At 66.2% G+C, this 3345-nt stretch carries 4 protein-coding genes; 1 reads left to right on the top strand and 3 read right to left on the bottom strand.

The genetic code is table 11. From position 1 onward, the window contains the following. On the bottom strand, positions 1-327 hold a 327-nt coding region (locus ACIRA7_RS16040; protein ID WP_396221842.1), incomplete at its 3' end, for a four helix bundle protein. 418 nt (positions 328-745) lie between these two features. Between ACIRA7_RS16040 and ACIRA7_RS16035 the strand changes: the two genes are divergently transcribed. Beyond that, on the top strand, positions 746-982 hold the full coding sequence (locus ACIRA7_RS16035) for a hypothetical protein (protein WP_396221841.1): 237 nt from the start codon (positions 746-748) through the stop codon (positions 980-982). A 31-nt stretch (positions 983-1013) separates the two neighbouring features. Here ACIRA7_RS16035 and ACIRA7_RS16030 read toward each other — a convergent pair whose 3' ends face one another. Together ACIRA7_RS16030 and ACIRA7_RS16025 are read right to left on the bottom strand one after the other, a co-directional pair. Continuing rightward, entirely contained in the window at positions 1014-1613 is a 600-nt protein-coding gene (locus ACIRA7_RS16030) for a CDP-alcohol phosphatidyltransferase family protein (protein ID WP_396221840.1), read from the bottom strand. A 57-nt stretch (positions 1614-1670) separates the two neighbouring features. Further along, a partial coding sequence (locus tag ACIRA7_RS16025; protein WP_396221839.1) for a TonB-dependent receptor domain-containing protein occupies positions 1671-3345 on the bottom strand: 1675 nt, incomplete at its 5' end.

Here is a 3345-nt window from a genome sequence, read left to right as displayed (position 1 = left end):
GTTGATGAGCATGCCGCGGATTCGTCCGGCGTGCGCGAGGAGCTCCTCGGCGGTCGCGGTGGTGATGACGTGTGTATCACGCGCGAGCATCAGGTGATTTGTCGATTCAGTGGTAGAACCGAGTGCAACCGCGAGGAATCGCGCGAATTGGGGGTCGGTGAGCTGCCCTGCCCCTTCCGCAATGTTGGCGGGGATCGACTCGGACGAACGCCGGAGTTGATTGAGCAGATCCGCACGTCCTCGTGCGGCGCTGGCCACGGCGCGGTCGATCGCGAGCGCGAAGTTATGGGCCTCATGCCACACGCGAAGTTTCGTGAAGTCTTGCATACCGTCGAGGATAGGGTCGCAAGCGGAAACCCCCATCACCAGAATTACGCGCCCCCGCTAGAAACTCCGCACTGACGTTCCCCCCCCACGGCCCACGGCCCACGGCCCACGGCCCACGGCCCATAGCCGAGAGCAGATAGCCCACTAGCCCCAAGCCCAAAACCGATAGAGCTCAGCCCTCAGCCCGTTGGTGTCATCAAGGCGACGACCAAGAAGAAATAGCTTGCGGTTTTCACCGGATCGCCCGATACTGAAAAGCATGTCCGCGCCCATCACGGCAGTTTCGCGACTTATCAGCCTTATTCCCGCCGACGTAACGCTCCTCGTTACGTCGGTGCTAGTTGTACGCACCCGGGAGAAAGGCTTCGTCGTCGCTGCCATGTGACGCAACTGCCGCCCCTCCCGGAGTACTCACGGGATGGGCGACCTGGTCAACACAGCCAAGGCCCCTCCCACGGAGGGGCCTTCGTCGTATCAGGAGCACCCGATGTTCATGCGATTCGAGCGTCAACCGCAGTCCCGTTCCAACACGCCGCATCAGCCCTCCCCCGATGCCACCGGCACGCCCTTCACGCGGCCGGCCACGACGTCAACGGGCCGTTCCACCGGCCATGAGAACCACGACTTCCGCGAGCAGGCCGACGGCGCGCCTTGATGGCGCGCCCTGACGGCAAACAATCAGCGCGTTACCGCAGCAGCCGACGCGCGAGTACCGTGCGCTGGATCGCGGTGACGGCCAACAGCGTAATCCACACCACCAGCACATACCGGCTCACCGATGGCGCGAGCGCGATGACCACGTACACCGCGGTCGTCTCGCCCCCCTCGGCCAGCGCACGCGTGAACTGAATCGACCGGTTTCCACCCAGCTGCCGGTCGGCCTTCTCCGCGAGCGACGACAGCGCCAGCGTGGTCGTAATGGCCAGCACGTAGCCCAGCAGCACCAGCATCCAGAGCACGGCATCAGCCGGCATCGCGACGGCATAAGCAATCGCCATCGCGGAGTAGGCGAGCATGTCGAGCGTGATGTCGAGGTAGCCGCCGAACAGCGAAGCGCTCGCGCCCAGTCGCGCGACCATGCCATCAAAGCCGTCGAGCAACCGGCTTGCGAGCCACAGGGCGATGCCGAGCCACGTGAGCTGCACCGCGACCAGCGCGGCCGCCGTGAGCCCGAGTACGGCCGCCACAACCGTGACCTGATTGGCGGTGATCCCCGCGCGATGCAGCGCCAACGCGGGGGCGCTCCAGGAACGCGCCAGCCATTGCCGGAACGGTTCGTCGATCATGACGCGAAGTGTACGCGTCGCGCGGCGCGTGGGTCAGAGCATGTCGGAGACGGCATCCTAGAGCGCACTGCGGTCGCCGAACAGGTAGCGGGCCGAGAACTGGAACTGCCGCGGCGGGGCCGCCGAGAACAGGTAGACTGGATTGCCCGGCCTACCGAACTGCGTGCGACTGCCGCCACCGCCGATCCCATTCGCGTAGCCGCCCCAGGCCAACGAATTGAGCAGGTTGAATACATCGGCCCGCAGCTCGATCCCGCGCAGCGCCGCCACGCGCGGCCGGTACGACGCGCTCGCGCCCACCGTCACGAAGCCCGGCAGCCGTTCGGCGTTGCGTGCCACCCCGAAGAACCGATCGGCGTTGCCGATGAAGCCGTTGCCGCGAATGGGGCCCGAGCCCAACAGGTCGTAGCGGGCGATGCCGCCGCTGGTCACGGCACCCGCCAAGCGGTTGAGCGGCACCCCGGTTTGCGCATCGCCGATCATGCTCACGGTGAACCCGCGCGGCGATTCGTACACGCTGCGCAACGTCACCCGATGCCGACGATCGTTGTTGGCATCGGCCCACTCATCACTCGTGCAGGCGGCACCCGTCACGGCGTCGATGCGATTGGTGTTAAAGCAGTTGCCCTGCGTGGCCGAGAAGTTGATGTCCTCGGTGTTGTTCTGGGCGCGCGACCACACCCAGTTGGCGTCGAGCTGCCAGCGATCGGTGAGCGCGCGCCGCCCCGCCACGTACAGCGCCACGTATCGCGCCGAGCCGCCGCTCTGCGCCGTGGAGAGTCGGCGATAGCCCGCCGTGGTTGGATTGCTGGGCCGCGACGCGTCACCCGGGCAGGAGAACGCACTCGCGCAGAGACGCGGCACCGAGTCGGCGGCGGTGAGCCGGCGCGACATCGGATTGAGATCCGCCATCCACGGCAGGTTGCGCGTTTCGCTCCACACCACGTCGGCGCTGAGCGCCCACACGCGTCCGAACTGTCGCTGATAGCCAAGTGTGGTCTGCCAGCTCATCGGCTGATCAAGCCCCAGGGCAAAGGTGCGGAAGATTTCGCGTGGCACCGCCTGCACATCGGTATTGGGGATGTTGGCGGGCAGCGGGCCGGCGCCAAAGGCGGGTGCACTGGCCCCGCTAAAGGTGAGCACGGCGTTACCGGTGGCACCGAGCTGAATGGCATCGGAGTAAATCGCATACGGCAGCTTGCCCGCATAGCGGCCCACGCCCCCGCGAATCACCTCACGCTCGGTGCGCGCCCAGTTGAACGACAGGCGTGGCTGCACGTTGTCGAGGTCCGCCTCGCTTTCGCCGCGCGACGTGAGGTCGTCGTAATCCCAGCGCAGGCCGCCCACTACGGTGAGCGATGCCGTGGGGCGCCACGTGTCCTCCACGAACGCGCTGTACACCGCCTGCGTGAGGTTTACCTGCTGCGGACGGGCGTCGATGGTATACGACTGCACACGCACGTTGGCCGGAATGTCGGTGATCGACAGCGCGCGCCCCGCCTTGGGCGTGATGTTGCCGTCGTTGAACACCACATACGAACCATTGGGATTCGTGCTGGCCGCTGCCAACCGGAAGGCGCCGGCAACCATGTCACCACCCACGCGCAACGTGTGGCGATCGCCGATGGCCGTCTCGAACACGTCGCGCAGCTGCCACTGCCGCTCGGTCTCGTCGAACACGAAGTTGCTGGAGCCCACGATGGCCTGCGTGGAGAGATTCGGTGCCAGCACA

It is taken from the genome of Gemmatimonas sp. (assembly GCF_044376735.1).
In the GTDB taxonomy this organism is placed as follows: domain Bacteria; phylum Gemmatimonadota; class Gemmatimonadetes; order Gemmatimonadales; family Gemmatimonadaceae; genus Gemmatimonas.
This window is presented reverse-complemented; position numbering and strand designations above follow the sequence as displayed.

Coding starts and splice junctions, on each gene's coding strand:
- ACIRA7_RS16035 (WP_396221841.1), top strand. CDS start 746: ATGGGCGACCTGGTCAACACAGCCAAGGCCCCTCCCACGGAGGGGCCT.
- ACIRA7_RS16030 (WP_396221840.1), bottom strand. CDS start 1,613: ATGATCGACGAACCGTTCCGGCAATGGCTGGCGCGTTCCTGGAGCGCC.